The sequence below is a fragment of the Pyxidicoccus fallax genome (assembly GCF_012933655.1).
In the GTDB taxonomy this organism is placed as follows: Bacteria; Myxococcota; Myxococcia; order Myxococcales; family Myxococcaceae; genus Myxococcus; species Myxococcus fallax.
Map to the genome: position 1 here is coordinate 1 of NZ_JABBJJ010000281.1, position 16452 is coordinate 16452.

The window sequence follows — 16452 nt, forward strand, 5'->3', positions numbered from 1 at the left end:
CGCCCGCCCGGCTTGTCGATGAACAGGCGGAGGACCCAGCCCTCGCGCTCCCGGACGAACTCCAGGTCCACGAGCTCCAGGCCCTCACCGGCGACAATGGGGTCGAGCAAGGCGGCTGCCTTCTCCTCCACTGTCTGCTTGATGTTCTTCTCCGACATGGCCGGGAAACAGGTCTCCAGAAACGCGAAAAGCGGGCACGGGGCCCACTTTTCGAGGTCCTACTTCGAAAAATGTCGGGGCGTCCGTAGCACACGCCCCTCTGAGGTGTAAAGGAAGGACGCACCCTCGTGCTCGGGGTGAAACCTGCCCGACAGCCCAAGGAATTCCCAGGGGTTCCACGTCTGCCCGGGGACGTTATAACGGGCCCATGCACCTCATCGCCGCCGCGCAGATGGTGTCCACCGCGGACAAGAGCCACAACCTGGACGTCGCCTCCCGCCTCGTGCGGCGGGCGGCCGGGCTGGGGGCTCGCCTGGTGGGCCTCCCCGAGAACTTCTCCTGGATGGGCCCCGAGCCGGAGCGGACGGGCGCCGCCGAGGGCCTGGAGGGCCCCACGCTGTCCCGCATGGCCGAGCTGGCGCGGGAGCTGAAGGTCACCCTGCTGGCCGGCAGCGTGCTGGAGACCGGGGCGCCGGGCGGTCGCCTCTACAACACCAGCGTGCTCTTCGGGCCGGGCGGCGAGCGCCTGGGCGTCTACCGGAAGATGCACCTGTTCGACGTGGAGGTGGGTGACGGTGCCACCTACCAGGAGTCCGCCGCAGTGGCGCCGGGGACGGAGGTGGTGGCGGCGGACACGGAGGTGGGCCGGCTGGGGCTGTCGGTCTGCTACGACCTGCGCTTCCCGGAGCTGTACCGGCGGCTGTCGAGGGACGGGGCCACGTTGCTGGCGGTGCCGGCGGCCTTCACGCTGATGACGGGCAAGGACCACTGGGAGGTGCTGCTGCGGGCGCGGGCCATTGAAAACCAGGCCTATGTGCTGGCGCCCGCACAGGGTGGGAGACACTCCGCCAACCGCCTCACCTATGGCCACGCCATGGTGGTGGACCCGTGGGGGCTGGTGACGGCGCGGGCGTCCGAGGGCGAGGGGCTGGCGCTGGCGCCGGTGGACCCGGAGCTGCAGGCGCGCATCCGCAGGAATCTGCCCTGCCTGCAACACCGGCGGCTCGACTAGCGAGCACGGGGCTGGCCCCGTTCCCTGCGGGGCCATTCCAGCTACACTGCGCACGTGTCCCCGGAAACCCCCACGTGAACGGACGCCGCTGGTCCCCCATGTTGCTCGCGCTCGCGCTCTCGGCCCTGCCCCTGGGCTGCACGGCCGATGAAAAGCCCTCCGCGCCCACGGCTCCCGTGCGGCCCGCGCCGTCGCCGCGCGCGCACCTGCGCGGCCTCCAGGGCGCGGTGCAGGTGAAGCGCGCCACCGCGGACGACTGGAGCCCCGCGCAGGAAGACCTGCCCCTGTTCGAGAACGACAAGGTGCGCACCGAGGCGGGCGCGCGCGCGGACCTCGTCTTCGCCAGCGATGGCGGCACGGTGCACCTGGGAAGCGACTCGCTCATCGGCATCGCCGAGACGCGCCCGCGGCCGGGTCAGCAGCGCACGGACCTCACGGTGCTGCGCGGGCGCATCGACGCGGAGCTGGAGAAGCCGGCGGCGCAGTCGCTGTCGGTCACCACGCCGTCAGCCACCATCCAGGCGGGAAGGGAGATTGTCTTCCAATGAGGATGCCCCTCTTCCTGCTGTTGCCATGGCTGGCCACCGCCGCGCAGGACACGGCGGTGGTGGGCCCCAACGAGACGCTGCGCCAGGTGGCGGAGCGCACCGTGGGCGACGCGGCCGCGTCGGAGGAAATCAAGGCGCTCAACGGGCTGAGCTCGGACACGGTGGCCGCAGGAACGCGGCTGAAGGTGCCGGGCAATGACCGGGTGCTGGCGCGCAAGGCGCTGGAGACGGCGCGGACGCTGGTGGGTGACGCGGGCGTGTCGCCGGAGGCGGAAGCGCGGCTGAAGGAGGCGGAGGCGCACTTCCGCGCGGGCCGCTACTCGCAGGCGTCCGAGGCCGCCAACGCCGCCGGGAAGCACGGCGTCCGGGCGCCCACGCCGCAGTCCTCCGCCTTCTCCGTGGAGGTGGGCGCGGATGGCGGCGCGACCATCGTCACCGTCAGCCGCGGCCCGCCGGTGCGGGTGGAGGCCCAGGGCGTCACCCGGCCCGTCGCCGTCGGCGAGTCCGTGCGCGTGGAGAAGGGCAGCCCGCCCCCCGCGCCCGCCACGCCCCTGGTGGCGCCGCGCCCCGGCCTGCCGGAGGACGGGGAACTCTTGAAGCGGCGCCCGGACAAGGCGGGCCGGCTGGGGCCGGTGAAGCTGGCCTGGGAGGCGGTGCCCGGGGCGGAGCGCTACGCGGTGGACGTGGCGAGCGAGAGCGACGGCGCCTCCGTCTTCGCCCAGGACGTGGCCGCGGTGGACGTGAAGCTGCCCGTGCTGCCGGCGGGCCGCTATCGGTGGACGGTGCGCGCCGTGGGCCCGGCGGGCCGCTCCGAGCCCAGCACCGCCCGGCGCTTCGAGCTGGCGCCGGAGCAGCTCAAGCTCGAAGTGATGAAGGGACAGTGGCAGTAGCCACAGGAGGAGCCGTACCGTGCGCCTGTTCAAAGCCATCCTCCTGCTGATGCTGGTGGTGAGCATCGTGCCCACGCTGATGGTGGGCTGGCTGTCGGTGTCCCATACGCGCGAGCTGCTGGTGCGCGACGCCCAGGAGCTGGCGCAGGAGCGCGTGAAGCAGCTGCGGCTCAAGGCGGAGGACTTCCTCGGCGAGCCCGCGGAGACGGTGCTGGGACTGGCGCGCGTGCCCGGCTTCTTCCAGCTGTCCAAGGAGGCGCAGCAGACGCACCTGGCGTCGGTGCTCACGCAGCGGCGCGAGGTGGTGGCCCTCACCGTGTTCGGCCCGGACCGGCAGCGGCTGCCGGGGCTGCAGGCCTTCTCCAAGCACGACGTGCCCCCCACCGCGCTGGCCGGGCACGAGGAGCGCGCCCGCGCGCTGCTGGAGGGCATCGACGGGCTGCGCTACTCGGACGCGGTGCAGGAGGCGGACGGGGGCGAGCTGGTGGTGACGCTGGCCTTCCCGGTGGGCGAGCCCGCGCAGGGCTACATCGCGGCGGACCTGTCGCTGGGGAGCCTGCGACAGATGCTGGAGCAGGAGCGCGTGGGCAGCACGGGCTTCGTGTACCTGACGGACCGGCACGGGCACCTCGTCGTCGGCGGCGTGGCGGGCCTGGGCGTGGACGTGTCGGCGCGCAGCCCGGTGGCGCACCTGCTGCGCCAGCTCGAGCGCAACCCGGACACGGAGCTGTTCCACGTGGGCAACTTCGGCGAGGGCCGGGACGCGGTGGTGGCCGCGTACACGGTGCTGCCGGAGGCCGGCTGGGCCATCGTCTCCGAGCAGCCGGTGGCGCATGCCTACCTGCAGGTGGGCACCATGGAGCGCCGCATCCTCCTGGGCCTGGGCGGCGCCATCCTCGTGGCGGCGGTGCTGGCGGCGCTCTTCTCGCGCAACCTCACCCGGCCCCTCAAGGGCTTCACGCAGGGCGCCCTGGAGCTGGCGCGCGGCAAGTTCGGCGTGGAGGTGGACGTGCCGCAGAAGAACGAGCTGGGCGAGCTGGCCCAGACGTTCAACTACATGAGCAAGCAGCTGCTCGCGTACGACATGGAGAACCGCGGCCTCTACGAGAGCCTGGAGAAGGGCTACCTGGAGACCATCGTCGCGCTGGCCAACTCCATCGACTCGAAGGACGCGTACACGCGCGGCCACAGCCAGCGCGTGGGCGACGTGGCGGTGCAGATTGGCCGGGAGCTGAACCTCACCGAGCGCGAGCTGCGGCAGCTCCAGTACGGCGGCATCCTCCACGACATCGGCAAGATTGGCATCGTCGAGTCCATCCTCTGCAAGCAGTCGCGGCTGACGGACCAGGAGATGGCCATCATGCGCGAGCACCCGGCCATCGGCGACGCCATCATCGGCCCGGTGAGCTTCCTGGGCGCGGTGCGCGCGTGCGTGCGCCACCACCACGAGCGCTGGGACGGCACCGGCTACCCGGACCGGCTCAAGGGCGAGGACATCCCCCTGCTGGCCCGCATCGTCGCGTGCGCGGACACCTTCGACGCCTGCACCTCCACGCGCCCGTACCAGAAGGCCATGCCGCTGGAGAAGGCCATGGAGATTCTCGACAACCTCAGCGGCGCGCAGCTGGACCCGCAGGTCGTGACGGCGCTGCGCGCGGTGCTGGCGAAGCAGGGCGTGCGGCTGGAGGGCCACCGGCTGCCGGTCAAGCTCGCCTCCTGAGGCGTCCCTCGCGCTTCTCCCAGCCGCCGGGCTGGAAGGATGCTAGGGAAGGTCCGCTGCTGTTGAGACCTCGGACGAAGAAGGTGGAACGTTGAGCTTCTGGGACCGCATCAAGCCCGCCCCCAAGCCCGTCAGCGCGACGGACGCCCGGCTGTCTCCGGACGGCGCCCGGCTGGAGCTGGCGTGGGACGACGGCGCGAGGACGGCCGCGAGCGCGCAGGTGCTGCGTCAGCAGTGCCCGTGCGCTGCCTGCGTGGACGAGTGGACGAACAAGCGCACGCTGGACCCGGCGAAGGTGCCCGCGGACATCCGCATCCAGGAGGTCCACCCGGTGGGCAACTACGCCCTGGCCTTCGCCTTCAGCGACGGCCACACCACCGGCATCTACCCCTGGAAGCTGCTGCGCGAAGTCACCCAACCCGCGAGCTGAGCATGAAGGCCCTCGGGCCTGGAGGCCGACCGTGAACGGACGCTATCGGCTCGTACGGCCCCTGGCCACCGGAGGCATGGCGGAGCTGTTCCTCGGCGTGGCGCGCGCGGAGGGCTTCGAGCGCACGGTGGCCATCAAGCGGGTGCTGCCGCAGCTGGCGCAGGAGCCGGACATCGCGCGCATGTTCCTGGCCGAGGCGCGGCTGGCCATGCTGCTGCAGCACCAGAACATCGCCACCGTCTACGACGTGGGCCAGGACGCCAGCGGCCTCTTCCTGGTGATGGAGCTGGTGGACGGCTGGGATTTGGGCGTCCTCCTGCGCGCCGCCGCGCGGCAGGGCCCGCGCTTCCCGCCGCACCTGGCCGCCTTCGTCTCGCTCCAGGTCCTGGCCGGCCTCTCCCACGCGTACCGGAAGCAGCACGACGGGCGCCCGGTGATGGTGGCCCACCGCGACGTGTCCCCTTCCAACGTCCTCGTGTCGCGCGAGGGCGAGGTGAAGGTGACGGACTTCGGCATCGCGCGGCTGGGAGGAGGCTCGTACACGGAGCCGGGCATCTTCCGGGGCAAGGAGGCCTACAGCGCGCCCGAGGTGCTCCAGGGCGCCCCCGCCACCGCGGCGAGCGACCAGTTCTCCCTGGGCCTCGTCATGTACGAGCTGCTCGCGGGCCGGCATCCGTTCCACGAGGCGCGCGAGCCCATGGCGGTGGCGTACTCCCTCCTGTCCCGTCCGCTCCCACCGCTTCCGGCGGACGTGCCCGCGCCGCTGGCCGCCACCGTCCTGCGCATGCTGTCCCGCGCCCCCGAGGAGCGCTTCCCGTCTCCGGAGGCCGTGGGCGAGACGCTCGCGCGGTGGTTGGCCCTGGCCGGAGAGCCCGCCTCGTCGCACGCGCTCGCGGACTTCCTGCGGACGCTGAAGCTGCCCCCCACTCTGAAGGCGCTGGGCGAGGCGGACGGGGCTTCGCGCGCCGTCGTTCCGCCGGTGGCTCCCGCCGCCGCGTTCCAATGGACGCACGAGGAGCAGGGGCCCGGGGAGGCGGCGCTTCCGGGCGGTCCGGCACTGAGCGCCAGCGGGCGGGTGGTGCACTCCTGCGCGCGCTGCGGCTTTCCCCTGTCCGCGACCCACGCGCCGTGTGACCACTGCGCGGAGGAGCTGGCGGCGCCCTCACCGACGTTCGCCCCGGCGGCCGCCGCTCACGCCTCGCGGCCCTCATCCACCCTGCCCATGGGCCGGGTGCGGCCCGCCACCGAGGCCGTGACTCGCGCGTCCGTGCCCGGGGCGTCGCCGCCGTCCGCGCGCGTGTCGGCCTCCGCGTCGGTGACGCGGCCCTCGGCGCCCGCCGCGCGCGTGCCGCCCTCTCCTTTCCTCTCCATCGCGGACACCCTCCAGCCAGTGCCCGAGGCCGATCCGATGAAGAGCGTGCTCCAGATACCCGCCGAGTCGCTGGAGCTGGTCGAGCGCGCGCCGCGTCCGGAGAGCGACTGGCCGGAAGCGCCGCCTCCGAGCCGCAAGCGCTGGGGCCGCGCGGTGGTGCTGCTCGCGGTGGTGGCCGGGCTCGCCGGCACGGGCGCATGGCTGTGGAAGGAGCGCTCCCGCGTCCAGCGCGAGGTCGTCGCCGCGCTCAACATCCGCACGGCCGCGCCGATGCTCACCATCACCAGCGAGCCGTCGGGTGCCACCGTGCGGGTGGACGGCAAGGACGTGGGCACCACGCCCGTGGCCATGGAGAACCTCTACCCGGACAACCCCATCCCCGTGCAGCTGCGGCACAAGGGCTACCGCCCGTGGAACGGAACCTTCCGCGGCGGCGAGCCCGTGCAGCTGGAGGTGAGGCTGGAGCGCTGACTCACTTCACGAGGCGCAGGTGGCCCCGGCGCGGCGTCGGTGGGTCGTCCTTGGGGCCCTCGGGAGGCACCTCGGTGGTGGGCGGCTCACCGGCCCGCTCGCCCGCGACGCTGGGCACCTCGCGCAGGAAGGTGCGCGGGCGCTCCGCGGCCACGGGCACCACCGGCATGGGCTGCTGCGGACGCGCCGTGGCGGGCTGCTGCAGCAGCTCCGGCGGCATGTCGTCCGGGTACATCCAGAATTCCTTCGTCACGTGGCTGGCGATGGCGAACAGCGCCGACCAGGGCACCGCCACCGTGAAGCGCGAGCCCGAGAAGCTCAGCGTGCAGCGCACGCCCCACTCCCCCACCGTGAGGTCGGGCGGGTCGAAGCGGTAGGAGAGGTTGAGGCGCAGGTGGGCCTCGCCCTTGAGTGACGCGGGGACGAGCACGCCGGGGCGACGCGCGTCCAGGTGGATCATCACCATCCCCTGGTCGAGCGCGGCCAGCAGCCGCTCCTTCTTGTCGAGACCCTTCTTGTCGTCCATCCGTGTACGGCAGGAGAATTTCGGGCGCCCCTCTTCAGCGTCGGCGCATCGCCCGGTCCATCTCCCGCTTCGTCTCCCGCTCCTTGATGTCCTGGCGCCGGTCCTCGTGTGTCTTGCCGCGGCAGAGCCCCAGCTCCACCTTGGCCCGCCCGTTCTTGAAGTACAGCACAAGCGGGATGATGGAATAACCCCGCTCCTTCACCTTCGCCGTCCAACGATCAATCTCCGCCCGGTGCATCAGCAGCTTCCGGCCCCGGGTGGGGAGGTGGTCGAAGACGCTGGCGGCCTTGTAGGAGCCGATGTTGGCGTTGTGCAGGAAGAGCTCGTCGCCCTTGGGGAGCGCGTAGGCGTCCGACAGGTTGGCGATGCCCTCCCTCAACGATTTCACCTCGCTTCCCGTCAGCTCCAGCCCGGCCTCCAGCTTCTCGTCCACCGTGTAGTCGAAGCGCGCACGCCGGTTCTCGGCAATGACCTTCACCCCCGACTGACCGCCGGGCCCTTTCGCCTTGCCAACACCGGATGCCATACGCTCCCGCGTCTCCTAACCGCCTAGCGGCATGTTGTCGATGAGGCGTGTCGTCCCGCTGAACGCCGCGACGAGCAGGCGGGCGGACTGGCCCGGAGCCACCTGGGCCAGCGGCTTGAGCCGCTCCGCGTCCACCAGCTCCACGTAGTCCTCGCGCAGCCCCGCCGCCTCCAGCTCGCGGCGCACGGCGCCCACCAGCGCGCTCGCCTCCCGGGTGCCCTCCTTGAGCAGCGTCTGGGCGGCCTTCAGTCCCCTCGATAGGGACAGGGCCCGCTGCCGCTCCTCCGGGGACAGGTAGGCATTGCGGCTGCTCATGGCCAGCCCGTCGGGCTCGCGCACTGTCGGCATGCCGACGATGTCCACCCCCAGGTGCAGGTCGCGATTGAGCGCCTTGATGACCTGCAGCTGCTGGTAGTCCTTCTCCCCGAAGAGCGCCACCTCCGGCCGGAAGAGGCACAGCAACTGGGTGACAATGATAGCCACGCCTCGGAAGTGGCCCGGGCGCCGCTCGCCACACATCCCCTGGCTCACCTCCGTCACCTCCACGTACGTCTGGTACCCCGGCGGGTACATGACGTTCGGGTCCTCCGGAGCGAAGACGACGTCCACCCCGGCGCTGGCGCACTTCGCCAGGTCCCCTGACAAATCCCGTGGGTAGCGGGACAGGTCCTCGCGGGGGCCGAACTGGGTGGGGTTGACGAAGATGGAGGTGGCCACCACGTCGGCACGACCGCGCCCCTCCCGCATGAGCGAGAGGTGGCCGTCGTGCAGGTAGCCCATGGTGGGCACCAGCGCGAGCCGGCGCCCCTCACGGCGCAGCCCCGCCGTCCACGCCTTCACTTCCGCCACGGTGCGCAGGACGACGGGCGCCATGGTTAGACCGGTGCCCCGTAGATGGGACCCATCTTCTCGCCGTCGGTGGCCGCGGGCACCTCCGCGCGAGACGCGGGGCTGTTGGCGACGAGGCGGATGTTCTTGTTGGCCTTGAAGGAGTGGTCCTCGTCCGGGAACGTGCCCTGGCGGACCTCGGCGAAGTACGCGCCCGCGGCCTCGGTGATGGAGCCGTGCAGGTTGGCGTAGCGCTTGACGAACTTCGGCTTGAAGTCCGGGTTCATGCCCAGCAGGTCGTAACAGACGAGCACCTGGCCGTCACAGTCGACGCCGGCGCCGATGCCGATGGTGGGGATGGTGAGGCTCTGCGTCACCGCGCGCGCCAGGTCCATGGGCACGCCCTCCAGCACCAGCGCGTACGCCCCGGCCTGCTCCAGCGCCAGCGCGTCATCGAGAATCCTGCGGGCCTGCTCCTCGTCGCGGCCCTGGACGACATAGCCGCCCATCTTGTGGACGGACTGCGGCGTCAGCCCCAGGTGGCCCATGACGGGGATGCTGGCGCGGGTAATCGCGCGCACCGTCTCCGCGAACTCGGCGCCGCCCTCCAGCTTGATGCTGCCCACGCCTCCCTCGGACACCAGGCGGCCGGCGTTGCGCACCGCCTCCTGTGTCGACACCTGGTAGCTCATGAAGGGCAGGTCGCCCACCACGTGGGCCCGGCGCGCGCCCCGGGTGACGGCCGCGCAGTGGTAGACCATCTGGTCCATCGTCACGGGGAGCGTGGAGTCATGCCCCTGCACCACCATGCCCAGGGAGTCCCCGACGAGCAGCACGTCCGCGCCGGCCTGGTCCAGGATGTGCGCGAACGTGGCGTCGTAGGCGGTAACCATGCAGATCTTCTGGCCGATCTGCTTGAAGCGCTTCAGCGTATGGATGGTGACCTTGTCCTTCACGGTTCACCTCCTGTGTGTCCACGGGTTGAACGACCTGTAACGGACCCCTCTGCCCCTCGCCGTCTCCTGGAAGGAGTTCACCGGAGGCTTTTGGAGCCCGTCGACCGCACTCTAACGCCCTCCAGGTGGTCGTGGGGCCTGGAGGACGACCTGCCCGGCGGGAGCCTGGTGCTCAGGGCCGCCGGGAAGCCTTCGGAAGGTAATGCTGGGCCCCCGGCTTCGCCTTCCGGATGGCGGCCAGGAGGTCCTCCCGGTCCGCCTCGTGGTTGACGAAGTCGATGTCCGAGGTGTCCACCACCAACAGCGGCGTCTCCGTGTAATGGGAGAAGAACGTGTTGTAGGCGTGGACGAGCGACGACAGGTACTCCGAGTCGAACTTGCGCTCGAACTCGCGCCCGCGCTTCTTGATGCGTTGCAGCAACACGTCCAGGCGGGCCTGGAGGTAGATGACGAGGTCGGGCTTGGTGACGCGGGGCCCGAGCGCCTCGAAGACGCGCTCGTAGAGGGCCAGCTCGTGGGCGTCCAGGTTGAGGTGGGCGAAGATGCGGTCCTTGGCGAACAGATAGTCGCTGACCGTCATCGCGCTGAAGAGGTCCTGCTGGAACAGCTCCTGCTGCTGCCGGAAGCGCGACAGGAGGAAGAAAATCTGGGTCTGGAACGCGAACTTCTGCCGGTCCGAGTAGAAGCTGGACAGGAAGGGGTTCTCCTCCACCACCTCGAGGATGCGGCGGCCGCCCAGCCGCTCGGCGAGGATGTTGGAGAGACTCGTCTTGCCCACGCCAATGGGCCCCTCGACCACGATGTACCGGTAGTCCATCCGCCGAGGCCTCCCGACCGCGGAACACGCAGCGGGGCCGCGCTCCCACGTGGGTGGGGACACGGCCGCGCATGCGGGCGGATAACACACCACGGCCGCCCGAATCCGGCAATTTCACGCGCCCTCACCCACCGTCCGGGACGCCGAGCTCCCTTGACGCTCCGGAGGGCATCCCCTACGGTCCCCGCGTTTTCCTGGCGTGTGCGCGGGGTGGTCTCCGGTCATGAGCGGCAGACAGCGGGCGAAGACGGTGGTGCGGCTGGAAGAGGCCCGTCAGAGCACGACCCTCCAGACGCAACCCGCACCTCCGGTGGAGCCGGACCCACTCTACGGCGTGGTGCTGCTGAAGACGGCCCTGGAGCTGAAGCGGCGGCAGGACGGCACGGTGGAGGAAATCCTCCGCGGCGTGCTGGCGCGCATGCGCATTCCCGAGGCCGAGTTCCGCGCCTGGCTGGAGCAGCAGGGTGGCCTGCTCCAGGCGCTGGGGATGCGGGAGCGCTAGTCCCCCGCCCTACTCCTCCTCCAGCTTCGGTGGGGGGAGCTTCTCCACGACGGGGCCGAGCGCGCGTTCAATCGCGGCGAACTCCTCGGGCGCGAGCGTCTCCGCGCGGCGCTGCGAGTCCACTCCGGCGGCCTGGAGCGCGGCGGCGAGCACCTCCGGCGAGCCCAGCTCGGGGTCGGACTTGATGGAGTTGATGAGCGTCTTGCGCCGGTGCGCGAAGGAGGCCTTCACCACGCGGGTGAAGCGGGCCTCGTCGATGATGGGCGCGCGCGGGGCCTTGCGGCGCGTGAGGCGCAGCACGGCGGAGTCCACCTTCGGCGGCGGGTGGAAGCGCCAGGCCTCCAGCGTGAGGATGTTCTCCGCGTCGAAGTGCATGCCGAGCAGCACCGTGAGCAGGCCGTAGTCGCGGTTGCCGGGCTCGGCGGCGAGCCGCTCCACGACTTCCTTCTGCAGGGTGAAGACGGCGCGCGTGACGTGGGCGCGCTGCTCCAGCACGCGGAAGAGGATGGGGCTGGTGAGGTGGTACGGGAGGTTGCCCACCACGGCCACCTCGGGCGCGCCGGCCACCTCGGCGAAGTCCACCGTGGCGGCGTTGCCGGCCACCACGCGCACGCCGGGGATGGCCTCCTTTTCCAGCACCGTCAGCATGTCCCTGTCCCGCTCCACCGCGGTGACGCGCGCCTTCGTCGCGGCGAGGAAGCGCGTGAGGTGGCCGAGGCCCGGGCCCAGTTCCACCACCGGCTCGCCCTCGCGCAGGTTGAGCGCGTCGGCGATGGTCTCCAGGGCGTCCTCGTCACCGAGGAAGTTCTGCCCCCAGCTGTGCTTGGGGCGCAGCCCGTGTCGCTTCAGGATGTCTCGCGGCGATTCCACCCGGTCTCCCTCCCTCTACATGCGCCAGGCCGGGTCCGCCGCGAGGCGGAAGTCCCCGCGCAGGCCCCGGCGGTACGCCTCATACCCCGCCACCGCAATCATGGCGCCATTGTCCGTGCACAGCCGCACCGGCGGCAGGTACATGTTCAGTCCCCGCTCGCGCGCGCGCTCACTGCACAGCGCGCGCAGCCGCGAGTTGGCCGCCACGCCCCCGCACAGCACGAGCTGCTTGTGGCCCAGCCGGCGCGCGGCGGCCACCAGCTTCTTCGACAGCACGTCCGCCACCGCCTCCTGGAAGGACGCGCACAGGTCGGCCAGCGCCTGCCCTTCGGGCACGCCGTGCTTCCGCACGTGGTGCAGCACCGCCGTCTTCAGGCCGGAGAAGGAGACGTCGAAGTTGTCGCCGGGCAGCGCGCGCGGGAAGCGGATGGCCTCCGGGTCTCCCTTCTGGGCGAGCTGGTCGATGGGCAGCCCGCCGGGGTACGGCAGCCCGAGGATGCGCGCCGTCTTGTCGTAGGCCTCGCCGGCCGCGTCGTCGCGGGTGCTGCCCACCAGCCGGTAGCGGCCGTAGGCCTGTACCTCGTAAAGGCTGGTGTGCCCGCCGGAGACGACGAGCCCGAGGAAGGGGGGCTCCGGGGCATCCTCGATGAGGCGGATGGCCAGCAGATGGCCCTCGAGGTGGTTGGCGCCGACGAAGGGCTTGCCGGTGGCGAGGCTCAGGCCCTTGGCCACCTGCACGCCCACCAGCAGCGCGCCGATGAGGCCGGGGCCGGAGGTGACGGCGATGAGGTCCACGTCGTCCAGCGTCTTCTGGGCGCGGGTGAGGGCCTCGTGGACGACGGGCATCACCTGGACGATGTGGTTGCGGCTGGCCAGCTCCGGCACCACCCCACCCCAGCGCCGGTGGATGTCCACCTGGGTGGAGACGACGTCGGCGAGCACGCGCCGGCCGTCCTCCACGACGGCGGCGGCGGTCTCATCACAGGAGGTTTCCAGTCCGAGGACGAGCAAGGCGGCTCACTTCTCCGAGGCGATGCGGGAGGTGGCCGCCTGGCCGCTCAGTTGCCCAGTTCCTTGAGCATCAGGCGGGCCTCGTTGGCGGAGGCTCCCGTCGGTTCGAGGAACAAGTATCGCTTGTAGGCCTCGGCCGCCTGGGAATTCTTTCCCGTCATCTGGAGCGCCATGCCGAGCGACAGCCAGGCACGCGCGTTCCGGTCCTCCTCGCGGACGACCTCCTGCAGGAGCTTGGCGGCCTCGCGGTAGGCGGAGTCCGTCGTGGAGCCGTTCACCAGCGCGATGCCCAGGCCCGCCTTCGCCTCCGTGGAGCCGGGCTTGAGGGCCAGCGCCTTGCGGTAGCTGATGGCGGCGGACTTGTGACGACCGCTGACGATGGCCGACTTGGCCTGCTTCACGAGGTTGGCGTACTCCACCTCCGGGTCCACCGCGGGCGTGGCGGGGCCGGGCGTCGGCGCGGGCGTCTCGGGGGCCGGGGGCGTTGGCGCCTCGGCGGTGGCCGTGCCGGCATCCTGCGGGGCGGCCGGAGGCGGCGTGGGCGCGGTGGCCGTGGCGGTCCCCGCGTCCACGACGGCCGGAGGCGTGGCGGTCTCGGGCGGCGGCGTGGGCGTGGGCGCCGGCGTGTTCGTCTCCGGCGGCTTCACCGTGTTGTTGGCGGCGGGCGCCTCCACCGGCGCCTTGGGCGGCGGGGGCGGAGTCGGGTCCGAGGAGCCCGAGCCACCGCCCAGGCCGACCACCGCGGCGACGGCGCCGATGAGCAGCAGGCCGCCGGCCACGTACAGGCCGGTGCGCTTGGGGCGGGGCGCCGCGTCCTCCGTCCTGGCCCGCGGGGGCTCCGCCGGCTTCGGGGGCGTCACGGTCGCGGGCTTCGTCTCGACGGGCTTCGTCTCGACGGGCTTCACGTCGGCCGGCTTCGTCTCGGCGGGCTTCGTCTCGACGGGCGGCGACACGGCCACCGGAGGCTGCGGCGAGCTGGGGGTGCGCGGCTCCTCGGTGATGTCGGGGGCCACCGGCGTCGCGGGCGTGGGCGCGCCGTGGCCCGGGTACGGCGGCAGCGCGAGCTGCGGCGCCGGCGGCACCTCCTCGATGTCGGCGATGGGCTCGACGGGCACGGACACGGGCGCCACCGGCGGCACCACGCCCGGCGCCGTGTTGCCCCGGCCACTCACCAGCGTCACCTCGGACGAGGGAGGCGCGGGCGCGGGTGGAGGCACGGGAGGCAGCGGGTTGGGCGCCACGGCCGCGCCACCGAAGATGGGCGCGCGCGTCGGCGCCGGCTCGGAGGGCGCTGCGCCCTGGGCGGGGCCCGCGCCGCTGGTGCTCGAGTACGCGCGCGGTCCAGGCGACCAGACGGAGCCAGGTCCCCACGTGGACGCGGAGCCGATGCCCTCGGTGTCCACGCGGCTCCAGTCCAGCAGGAGGCTGCGGTGCGCGTGCTCGCGGGCGCGGTGGGCCGGAGGCGGCTCCACGAGGAAGGACGAGCCCTCCGCCGCGGGCGGCAGCGCGGGCGTGTTCTCCGACGCGTCGGTGGCGGCGTCGTTGCGACGGGGCCGCGCCGGGAAGACGACGACGTTGGCCGGCTGGGCCCCCGGGGTGACGGGCGCGGCGGTGGCCGCGGGCTCCTCCTCCACGCCCGCGGGCGGCGCGAGCACGCTGGGAGGCATGGCGCGCGCGGCCGGTGTCTCCACCGGAGCGACGGGCGCCACGGGCGGCGGCTCGGGCACGACGGGCGGCGGGGGCATCACGGCCGCGACTGCGGGCGGCGGAGGCTCGGGCTCGGCCACGGCGGGCGGCGGAGGCGCGGCGGGCGTGGGCTCCACGGGCGGCGCCGCGTTGAGCCACTGCTCGATGCCGGGCTTGCTGCTCTGCACCGGCTCCATCGGCGCGTTGCCCAGCTCGCGGATGAGGCCCTCGAAGTACAGCTTGCTGATGATGCCCAGCGCGGCGAGGTCCTCGAAGTCCGAGTCCTCCACCACGCGGCTCAGGGTGCGCTTGCCATCGAACAGGCGCAGCAGCCCGTTGACCTCGTCCGGAATCTCCGAGAGCCGGTCCGCGAGCTGGTGGTAATCAATCTCGAACACCGTCTCCAGCGGCGGCAGCTGCTCGAGCATGCGGCCCCACTCGTCCAGGCGGCGCATGCCCTCCATGAGCAGGCCCTGGGTGGAGACCTCGATGCGCTCGGGGCGGTCCAGCGAGGTGAACTGCACCTCGAACTGGCCCTCGAACGTGTTGAGCATGCGGTAGAAGGCGTTCTCGCCCTTGAGCCGCCCCAGCTCCGCGTCGATGACCCGGCCTTCCTTGAAGTAGACGGTGCCGGTGCGCTCGCCCTGGATGGAGATGATGCCCGTCTTGCGGCCAATCTCGAACGTCTGGACGAGGTCCACCACGCCCATGTCGGCGAGGCTGCCGGCGAAGCCGCCCTTCGTCGTCTCCCGCTTCTCGATCCTCTCCTTCTCCGCCTTCTGGAGGATCATCTTCACGCGGGTGACGATTTCTTTGATGTAGATGGGCTTCGTCAGGTAGTCGTCGCCACCGAGCTCCAGGCCGCGCACCTTGAACTCGACCGACTTCTGGTTCGTCAGGAAGACGAAGGGGATGAACTTGAAGCGCTCGTCGGACTTGAGCGCCTTGCACAGCTCGAAGCCGTCCATCTCCGGCATCTTCGTGTCCGCCAGCACGAGGTCCGGTGGGCTGATTTGAACCTTCTCGAGCGCATCCTTGCCGTGGATGGCCGTCGTCACGGAGAAGCCGGCCTTCTTCAGGCTGACCTCCATCACGCGGAGGCTCTTTGCGTCACCATCGACCAGGAGCAGGTGCTGCTTGGCCACGTTACTTGCCTTTCGTCACTGCGGACTTCTACAGAGAGCCTGACGCGGGAGCATCCTGCCCGCTTTCCAGGCGTGTCAATGGCTGGGGGGAACGGGGAACCGGGTTGGCCCCCTGCCGGACAAGCGGCTTGGAGCCCCTCGCCACCCGCACCCGGTGTGAGGGCGCGGGGGCGGGCCATCCGCGTCAGCGGAAGAAGCCACCTTTCTTGGGTGGGTTCTTCTTGCGCATCTCGATGAGGCGCAGCTCCTGGTTGGCCTCCAGGTGCTTGGAGTTGGCGCGCACGGCCTCGCGGAAGTGGCGCTCGGCGCGGTCCATGTCGCCCTCGACGCGGGCGATGACGCCGAGCTGGTAGTGGGCGCGGTCGCAGTTGGGGTCGGCGCGCACGGCGTCCGCCATCAGCTGCTTGGCCTTGGGCACGTCCGCCTTGCGGGCGGGGTCCATGTAGATGGCCCAGGCGCGAGCGGCCAGATACAGGGGCTTGGGGTCCATCGAGTAGGCGCGCTCGTAGTGGTCCAAGGCGGTGGTGAAGTCGCGCTTGCGGAAGAAGACCTCGCCCATCTTGTAGAGGTCGTCCGGGCTGCTGTCGGGGCGGCCCGCGGTGCGGGCGTTGGCCGCGGCCGGCGAGGTGGGCGCGGGCGTCTTCGGCTGGGCCTGCTGGGCCTGGAGCGTCTGCACGTACGTCTTGCGCCGGGCGTCGTCGTAGAGGACCTCGTAGGCCTCGCGGATGGCCTCGAAGACGGAGGTCATCTTCGGCGCCAGCTGGGGCATCGTCGGCGGCAGCCGGTCCGGGTGGAAGAGCTTGGCGAGGTTGAGGAAGGCGGTCTTCACCTGCTCGCGCGTCGCGTCCCGGGAGACGCCGAGCGTGTGGAAGTGGTCCTTGCGGGCCTGCACGTCCGCGAAGCGCTGGTCGATCTGCTGGGCCAGCCGCGCCTCGTCCGGCTTGGGCGGCTCGGTGGAGGCCGGAGCCGGCGTGGGGGTGGGG

17 protein-coding genes are annotated in these 16452 nt (G+C 71.6%); 7 read left to right on the forward strand and 10 right to left on the reverse strand.

Annotated features, from left to right (window positions below):
- Positions 1-158: ribosome maturation factor RimP (gene rimP, locus HG543_RS39680; RefSeq protein WP_369334972.1), on the reverse strand; the 158-nt coding region annotated here is incomplete at its 3' end.
- A 209-nt stretch (positions 159-367) separates the two neighbouring features.
- Here rimP and HG543_RS39685 point away from each other — a divergent pair.
- The 6 genes from HG543_RS39685 (at position 368) to HG543_RS39710 (ending at position 6602) form a co-directional block, all read left to right on the forward strand.
- Positions 368-1171: a carbon-nitrogen hydrolase family protein gene (locus tag HG543_RS39685; RefSeq protein WP_169350126.1), complete on the forward strand. Its 804-nt coding sequence runs from the start codon at positions 368-370 to the stop codon at positions 1169-1171.
- Positions 1172-1269: 98 nt separating this feature from the next.
- Positions 1270-1719: a FecR domain-containing protein gene (locus tag HG543_RS39690; protein ID WP_171819060.1), complete on the forward strand. Its 450-nt coding sequence runs from the start codon at positions 1270-1272 to the stop codon at positions 1717-1719.
- Positions 1716-2609 (forward strand): LysM peptidoglycan-binding domain-containing protein, encoded by an 894-nt coding sequence (locus HG543_RS39695; RefSeq protein ID WP_169350128.1) that lies wholly within the window; start codon positions 1716-1718, stop codon positions 2607-2609. The genes HG543_RS39690 and HG543_RS39695 overlap by 4 nt, the downstream gene beginning before the upstream one ends.
- A 19-nt stretch (positions 2610-2628) precedes the next feature.
- The gene (locus HG543_RS39700; RefSeq protein WP_169350129.1) at positions 2629-4329 is read left to right on the forward strand and encodes an HD domain-containing phosphohydrolase; all 1701 of its coding nucleotides are present in this window, start codon (positions 2629-2631) and stop codon (positions 4327-4329) included.
- A 91-nt stretch (positions 4330-4420) separates the two neighbouring features.
- Positions 4421-4759 carry a DUF971 domain-containing protein gene (locus HG543_RS39705; RefSeq protein WP_169350130.1) on the forward strand — a complete coding sequence of 113 codons (339 nt, stop codon included), beginning with the start codon at positions 4421-4423 and terminating at the stop codon, positions 4757-4759.
- 31 nt (positions 4760-4790) lie between these two features.
- Positions 4791-6602 (forward strand): protein kinase domain-containing protein, encoded by a 1812-nt coding sequence (locus HG543_RS39710; RefSeq protein ID WP_169350131.1) that lies wholly within the window; start codon positions 4791-4793, stop codon positions 6600-6602.
- Position 6603: 1 nt separating this feature from the next.
- Here the strand turns inward: HG543_RS39710 and HG543_RS39715 are convergent, their stop codons facing one another.
- From HG543_RS39715 to HG543_RS39735, 5 genes are all read right to left on the reverse strand, one after another.
- Positions 6604-7128, reverse strand: coding sequence for a ClpXP protease specificity-enhancing factor SspB (locus HG543_RS39715; RefSeq protein WP_169350132.1), 525 nt, complete (start codon positions 7126-7128; stop codon positions 6604-6606).
- A 34-nt stretch (positions 7129-7162) separates the two neighbouring features.
- Positions 7163-7654, reverse strand: a complete 492-nt coding sequence (gene smpB / locus HG543_RS39720; RefSeq protein ID WP_169350133.1) for an SsrA-binding protein SmpB — start codon at positions 7652-7654, stop codon at positions 7163-7165.
- 15 nt (positions 7655-7669) lie between these two features.
- Positions 7670-8527 carry a pantoate--beta-alanine ligase gene (gene panC, locus HG543_RS39725; protein WP_169350134.1) on the reverse strand — a complete coding sequence of 286 codons (858 nt, stop codon included), beginning with the start codon at positions 8525-8527 and terminating at the stop codon, positions 7670-7672.
- A gap of 2 nt (positions 8528-8529) precedes the next feature.
- Complete coding sequence (gene panB / locus HG543_RS39730; protein WP_169350135.1) at positions 8530-9438, reverse strand: 3-methyl-2-oxobutanoate hydroxymethyltransferase; 909 nt, start codon at positions 9436-9438, stop codon at positions 8530-8532.
- A 172-nt stretch (positions 9439-9610) separates the two neighbouring features.
- On the reverse strand, positions 9611-10255 hold the full coding sequence (locus HG543_RS39735) for a deoxynucleoside kinase (RefSeq protein WP_169350136.1): 645 nt from the start codon (positions 10253-10255) through the stop codon (positions 9611-9613).
- Positions 10256-10478: 223 nt separating this feature from the next.
- Between HG543_RS39735 and HG543_RS39740 the strand changes: the two genes are divergently transcribed.
- A complete protein-coding gene (locus HG543_RS39740; RefSeq protein ID WP_169350137.1) occupies positions 10479-10757 on the forward strand; it encodes a hypothetical protein in 279 nt (92 codons plus the stop codon).
- Between the two features lie 9 nt (positions 10758-10766).
- Here HG543_RS39740 and rsmA read toward each other — a convergent pair whose 3' ends face one another.
- From rsmA to HG543_RS39760, 4 genes are all read right to left on the reverse strand, one after another.
- On the reverse strand, positions 10767-11627 hold the full coding sequence (gene rsmA / locus HG543_RS39745) for a 16S rRNA (adenine(1518)-N(6)/adenine(1519)-N(6))-dimethyltransferase RsmA (protein WP_169350138.1): 861 nt from the start codon (positions 11625-11627) through the stop codon (positions 10767-10769).
- A gap of 15 nt (positions 11628-11642) precedes the next feature.
- Positions 11643-12638 (reverse strand): tRNA (adenosine(37)-N6)-threonylcarbamoyltransferase complex transferase subunit TsaD, encoded by a 996-nt coding sequence (gene tsaD / locus HG543_RS39750; protein ID WP_169350139.1) that lies wholly within the window; start codon positions 12636-12638, stop codon positions 11643-11645.
- A gap of 47 nt (positions 12639-12685) precedes the next feature.
- A complete protein-coding gene (locus HG543_RS39755; RefSeq protein WP_169350140.1) occupies positions 12686-15469 on the reverse strand; it encodes a response regulator in 2784 nt (927 codons plus the stop codon).
- Positions 15470-15653: 184 nt separating this feature from the next.
- A partial coding sequence (locus HG543_RS39760; RefSeq protein WP_169350141.1) for a J domain-containing protein occupies positions 15654-16452 on the reverse strand: 799 nt, incomplete at its 5' end.

What these genes read in the sequence shown, in the direction of transcription:
- HG543_RS39685 (WP_169350126.1), top strand. Translation starts at nt 368, where the DNA reads ATGCACCTCATCGCCGCCGCGCAGATGGTGTCCACCGCGGACAAGAGC.
- HG543_RS39715 (WP_169350132.1), bottom strand. Translation starts at nt 7,128, where the DNA reads ATGGACGACAAGAAGGGTCTCGACAAGAAGGAGCGGCTGCTGGCCGCG.
- HG543_RS39735 (WP_169350136.1), bottom strand. Translation starts at nt 10,255, where the DNA reads ATGGACTACCGGTACATCGTGGTCGAGGGGCCCATTGGCGTGGGCAAG.
- panC (WP_169350134.1), bottom strand. Translation starts at nt 8,527, where the DNA reads ATGGCGCCCGTCGTCCTGCGCACCGTGGCGGAAGTGAAGGCGTGGACG.
- smpB (WP_169350133.1), bottom strand. Translation starts at nt 7,654, where the DNA reads ATGGCATCCGGTGTTGGCAAGGCGAAAGGGCCCGGCGGTCAGTCGGGG.
- HG543_RS39740 (WP_169350137.1), top strand. Translation starts at nt 10,479, where the DNA reads ATGAGCGGCAGACAGCGGGCGAAGACGGTGGTGCGGCTGGAAGAGGCC.
- HG543_RS39690 (WP_171819060.1), top strand. Translation starts at nt 1,270, where the DNA reads ATGTTGCTCGCGCTCGCGCTCTCGGCCCTGCCCCTGGGCTGCACGGCC.
- HG543_RS39695 (WP_169350128.1), top strand. Translation starts at nt 1,716, where the DNA reads ATGAGGATGCCCCTCTTCCTGCTGTTGCCATGGCTGGCCACCGCCGCG.